A 5,220-nucleotide genomic window follows, 5' to 3' on the forward strand; every position below is an offset into this window, starting at 1 on the left:
CCACGGGCTCGGCGCCGAGCCGGGACGCCAGGCGCTCCAGCGCCTTGTCACGCACCTCGTCGGTGGCGTGGAACACCACGTTGACCAGGCCCTGGCCGGTCGCGGCCAGCAGCAGCGGGCCGACGCCGGTGTCCACGACCGCCCACACGACCCGCTGCTCGTACCGCCCCTCACTGTCCATGCGCCCCACCGTACGATCCGCCACCGACAACGCGGTCCGCAGGCGGCGGCGCGGGGCGGGACAGCCGTGGCCGAGGGGTCAGCCGCCCACCGCGTCACGCACCACGTCGGGGTTGTTGGTGATGATCCCGTCCACCCCGTAGCCGGCCACCCGGCGGGCGGCGGCCGCGTCGTTCACCGTCCAGGTGAACGTCTCGAGCCGCTTGCCGTGCGCCCCCTTGAACGCGTGCACCGCGGTCACGTAGTCGGCGGTGAGCGACGCGTACGACGGGTTGATCTGATCGGTGAAGGCCGCGTACGTCGGCAGGTCGGCGACCGGCGGCGTCCCGAGGAAGCCGGTCTTCACCGCGGGCGCCAGCTGGTGGACCGTCCGTACGCTGTCCGCGCCGAAGCTCTGCACGATCAGCCGCTGCCGCACATGCGCGCGGTCGAGCCAGCCCTCGTTGGCGAGGACCTTGAGGATGTCCCGCTCGATGCCCGGGTACAGCTGCGGGTTCTTGATCTCCAGCAGCAGCTTCTGCCGGTGCTGGTCGATCCGCCGCACGAACTGCTCCAGCGTCGGCACGCGCGCGCCCGCGTACGCCGGGTCGAACCAGCTGCCCGCGTCCAGGCGGGCTATCTCGGCGGCGGTGAAGTCCTTCACCTTCCACGGCGCACGGTCGGGGAAGACCTCCTCGACGTCGGTGGTGCGCTGGAGGCTGTCGTCGTGGACGATGACGAGCTCGCCGTCCTTGGTGCGCTGGACGTCGTTCTCCACCCACTCGGTGCCCAGGGCGGCCGCCTTGTCGACGGCCGCGAGCGTGTTCTCCGGCGCGTACCCGGAGGCGCCCCGGTGCGCGACGACCTCGGGAGCGGGCGCGGCGCCCTCGGCGGCGCCGGCCGGGGAGAGCGGGAGCAGGAGGACGGCGGCTCCCGCCAGCGCGGTGGTCGAGGCGGCGACGGCGCGTGCGTGCATGGGTACTCCTCGCGTCGAACGGTCACGGTCAGAACCACTGTGACAGCAGAGGGTCAACGCGAGACGGGTGCGGGATGGCCACGGATTGAACGCCGATCCGCGAACTCCGCACACTGGTGCCACACACCTGGGGCAGGAACGTGTTTCTTTGCCGGATAGTCGTTCGACCATTCCGGTGGGGGTCATACTCTCTGCGAAACCCTGGCCGCCGCAGCGGTCCTGGGAGGGGGCGCACAACGGGGCAACGCGGAACGTACAGGGCGGAAGGGCAGCCGCGCATGCAGGGCACGGTCGACGGATTCAGTTACGGGCTGGTCACACCTCTGGTGGCCTATCTCATGGCCTGCCTCGGAGGCGCGCTCGGGCTGCGCTGCACCACCCGGGCCGGGCTGGCGCCCCGCTCCTGGCGCCCCGGCTGGCTCGCCCTGGGAGCCGCCGCCATCGGCGCGGGCGTCTGGACCATGCACTTCGTCGCGATGATGGGCTTCACCGTCAAGGGGACGCCGATCCACTACGACCGCGCGATGACCTTCGCCAGCCTCGCCGTCGCCGTCGTGATGGTCGGCATAGGCATCTTCATCGTCGGTTACAAGGGCGCCACCGGGACGGCCCTGTTCACCGGCGGGACCGTCACCGGCCTCGGCATGGCCTCCATGCACTACCTCGGCATGGCCGGGATGAGCCTCGACGGACGGATCGAGTACGACACCGTCGCCGTCGCAGCCTCGGTCGTCGTCGCCATGGCCGCCGCCAGCGCCGCGCTGTGGGCGGCCGGCCGGGCCAGGGGCTTCCTGTGGAGCGTCGGCGCCAGTCTGATCATGGGGCTCGCGGTCACCGGCATGCACTACATCGGCATGGCCGCCGTCGAGGTGCACGTGCACGGCACGGCCGAACCCGCCACCGGGGAGTCCGCGGCCGCCCTGCTCGGCCCCATGATGGTCGGCCCGCTCGCCGTCCTGGTCCTCGCCGGCATCGTGGTGATCTTCGACCCCCTGGTGGTCATGGGCCGGCCCCCGGCGCGCTCGGCCGACCGCCTGCCCGGGATACCCGCCCACTCCCCGGCGCACCACCCCTCGGTCCGCTCGCGGCTGCGCGCCCGCGGCCCCGTCGAACACCGCTCCCGCACCCCCCAGCGCCGCTGACCCCGACCCGTTGTCAGTGGGGGGTCGTACCGTGGATGACATGCGGCCCGTTTCCCAGATCGAACGCACGGTGGCGCCCTTCGAGGTCGTCAGTCCCTACCGGCCGAGCGGCGACCAGCCCGCGGCCATCGCCGAGCTCGCCCGGCGCATCGAGGCCGGCGAGCAGGACGTCGTGCTGCTCGGCGCCACCGGCACCGGCAAGTCCGCCACCACGGCGTGGATGATCGAGAAGCTCCAGCGCCCCACCCTGGTCATGGCGCCGAACAAGACCCTCGCCGCCCAGCTGGCCAACGAGTTCCGCGAGCTTCTGCCGAACAACGCGGTCGAGTACTTCGTCTCGTACTACGACTACTACCAGCCCGAGGCGTACGTCCCGCAGTCGGACACCTACATCGAGAAGGACTCCTCGATCAACGAGGAGGTCGAGCGGCTGCGCCACTCGGCGACCAACTCGCTGCTCACCCGCCGCGACGTCGTCGTGGTCGCGTCCGTCTCCTGCATCTACGGCCTGGGCACCCCGCAGGAGTACGTGGACCGCATGGTCCCGCTGCGCGTCGGCGACGAGATCGACCGCGACGAGCTGCTGCGCCGCTTCGTGGACATCCAGTACACGCGCAACGACATGGCCTTCGCGCGCGGCACCTTCCGTGTCCGCGGCGACACCATCGAGATCTTCCCGGTCTACGAGGAGCTCGCCGTCCGCATCGAGATGTTCGGCGACGAGATCGAGGCGCTGTCCACGCTGCACCCGCTCACCGGCGAGATCATCAGCGACGACCAGCAGCTCTACGTCTTCCCCGCCTCCCACTACGTCGCGGGCCCCGAGCGGCTGGAGCGCGCGGTCAACGACATCGAGAAGGAGCTCGGCGAGCGCCTCGCGGAGCTGGAGAAGCAGGGCAAGCTCCTCGAGGCCCAGCGGCTGCGCATGCGCACCACGTACGACATCGAGATGCTCCGCCAGATCGGCACCTGCTCCGGCGTGGAGAACTACTCGATGCACTTCGACGGCCGCGTGCCGGGCTCGCCGCCCAACACGCTGCTGGACTACTTCCCGGACGACTTCCTCCTCGTCATCGACGAGTCGCACGTCACCGTGCCGCAGATCGGCGCCATGTACGAGGGCGACGCCTCCCGCAAGCGCACGCTCGTCGACCACGGCTTCCGGCTCCCGTCCGCCCTGGACAACCGCCCGCTGAAGTGGGAGGAGTTCCAGCAGCGCGTCGGCCAGGCGGTCTACCTGTCGGCCACCCCGGGACAGTACGAGCTGTCCCGGTCCGACGGCTTCGTCGAGCAGATCATCCGCCCGACCGGACTCGTCGACCCCGAGGTCGTCGTCAAGCCCACCGAGGGCCAGATCGACGACCTGGTGCACGAGATCCGCACACGTGTGGAGAAGGACGAGCGCGTCCTGGTCACCACGCTCACCAAGAAGATGGCCGAGGACCTCACGGACTACTTCGTGGAACTCGGCATCCAGGTGCGCTACCTGCACAGCGACGTCGACACCCTGCGCCGGGTGGAGCTCCTGCGGGAACTGCGCAGCGGCGAGTACGACGTCCTGGTCGGCATCAACCTGCTGCGTGAGGGCCTCGACCTGCCCGAGGTGTCCCTGGTGGCGATCCTCGACGCCGACAAGGAGGGCTTCCTGCGGTCGGGCACCTCCCTGATCCAGACCATCGGCCGCGCGGCGCGCAACGTCTCCGGCCAGGTCCACATGTACGCCGACAAGATCACGCCGGCGATGGAGAAGGCCATCGAGGAGACCAACCGGCGCCGCGAGAAGCAGATCGCCTACAACAAGGCCAACGGCATCGACCCGCAGCCGCTGCGCAAGAAGATCAACGACATCGTCGCGCAGATCGCCCGCGAGGACATCGACACCGAGCAGCTGCTCGGCTCGGGCTACCGCCAGGCCAAGAAGGACGGCGGCGCCACGAAGACGCCCGTGCCCGCACTCGGCGGCAAGGCCGCGAAGGCGGCGAAGAACGCCAAGGGGGCCAAGGGCAAGGCCGCCGGGACGGTGCCCACGGACCGCCCCGCCGCCGAACTCGCCGAGCAGATCGAGGAACTCACCACGCGCATGCGGGCAGCCGCAGCCGATCTGCAGTTCGAGATCGCGGCACGGCTGCGCGACGAGGTGTCGGAGATGAAGAAGGAACTGAGGCAGATGCAGGAGGCGGGCCTGTCCTGACCTCCGTACACGGGATGTGTTGCAAGACCGACACAAAGTGTGGACCGGGGTTCGTCGCTGTCAGCGCACCTGCGTAGGGTTCTGGTCAACCGCGGTCTTCGCGGCAACAGGGGACGTCCGAGAGGGGAATCAGCGCGTGACCGTCAACATGACCAAGGGTCAGGCCATCAGTCTGCAGAAGAACGACGGCGGCAGCCTGACCGCGGTGCGCATGGGTCTCGGATGGCAGGCGGCCCCCCGGCGTGGCCTGTTCGGCACCCGTACCCGGGAGATCGACCTGGACGCCTCCGCCGTCCTCTTCGCCGACAAGCAGCCGGTCGACGTCGTCTTCTTCCGCCACCTGGTGAGCGACGACGGCTCCGTGCGCCACACCGGTGACAACCTCGTCGGCGGCGTGGGCCAGGGCGGCGACGACGAGGCCATCCTCGTCGACCTCTCGCGCGTCCCGGTCCACATCGACCAGATCGTCTTCACCGTGAACTCCTTCACGGGCCAGACGTTCCAGGAGGTGCAGAACGCCTTCTGCCGCCTGGTCGACGAGACCAACGGCCAGGAGCTCGCCCGCTACACGCTCGCCGGCGGCGGCCCCTACACCGCCCAGATCATGGCCAAGGTGCACCGCACCGGCGCGGGCTGGACGATGACCGCCCTCGGCAACCCGGCCAACGGCCGCACCTTCCAGGACCTGATGCCGGCCATCCTGCCCGTCCTCTGAGGCAGCCGCGGACGAACCGGCCCCCGCGCGGGGGCCG

The 5,220-nt window shown here is 70.2% G+C and carries 4 protein-coding genes and 1 pseudogene; 3 read left to right on the plus strand and 2 right to left on the minus strand.

Annotation, left to right across the window (positions count from 1 at the left end):
* Positions 1–181 (minus strand): annotated as a pseudogene (locus tag CCN29_RS36135) (methylated-DNA--[protein]-cysteine S-methyltransferase); the annotation flags it as partial.
* Between the two features lie 78 nt (positions 182–259).
* Entirely contained in the window at positions 260–1,135 is an 876-nt protein-coding gene (locus tag CCN29_RS22590; RefSeq protein ID WP_006135296.1) for a glycerophosphodiester phosphodiesterase, read from the minus strand.
* 278 nt (positions 1,136–1,413) lie between these two features.
* Here CCN29_RS22590 and CCN29_RS22595 point away from each other — a divergent pair, with 278 nt between their 5' ends.
* From CCN29_RS22595 to CCN29_RS22605, 3 genes are all read left to right on the plus strand, one after another.
* Complete coding sequence (locus tag CCN29_RS22595; protein ID WP_006135295.1) at positions 1,414–2,277, plus strand: MHYT domain-containing protein; 864 nt, start codon at positions 1,414–1,416, stop codon at positions 2,275–2,277.
* Between the two features lie 40 nt (positions 2,278–2,317).
* A complete protein-coding gene (uvrB, locus tag CCN29_RS22600; RefSeq protein WP_006135294.1) occupies positions 2,318–4,468 on the plus strand; it encodes an excinuclease ABC subunit UvrB in 2,151 nt (716 codons plus the stop codon).
* A gap of 136 nt (positions 4,469–4,604) precedes the next feature.
* Positions 4,605–5,183 (plus strand): TerD family protein, encoded by a 579-nt coding sequence (locus CCN29_RS22605; RefSeq protein ID WP_006135293.1) that lies wholly within the window; start codon positions 4,605–4,607, stop codon positions 5,181–5,183.
* The last annotated feature ends 37 nt before the right edge of the window (positions 5,184–5,220 follow it).

This window comes from Streptomyces pseudogriseolus, from assembly GCA_002154585.1.
GTDB classification, from domain to species: Bacteria; Actinomycetota; Actinomycetes; order Streptomycetales; family Streptomycetaceae; genus Streptomyces; species Streptomyces pseudogriseolus.

Excerpts from the sequence above, each read along its gene's own strand:
- CCN29_RS22590 (WP_006135296.1), bottom strand. The coding sequence starts at position 1,135 with ATGCACGCACGCGCCGTCGCCGCCTCGACCACCGCGCTGGCGGGAGCC.
- CCN29_RS22595 (WP_006135295.1), top strand. The coding sequence starts at position 1,414 with ATGCAGGGCACGGTCGACGGATTCAGTTACGGGCTGGTCACACCTCTG.
- uvrB (WP_006135294.1), top strand. The coding sequence starts at position 2,318 with ATGCGGCCCGTTTCCCAGATCGAACGCACGGTGGCGCCCTTCGAGGTC.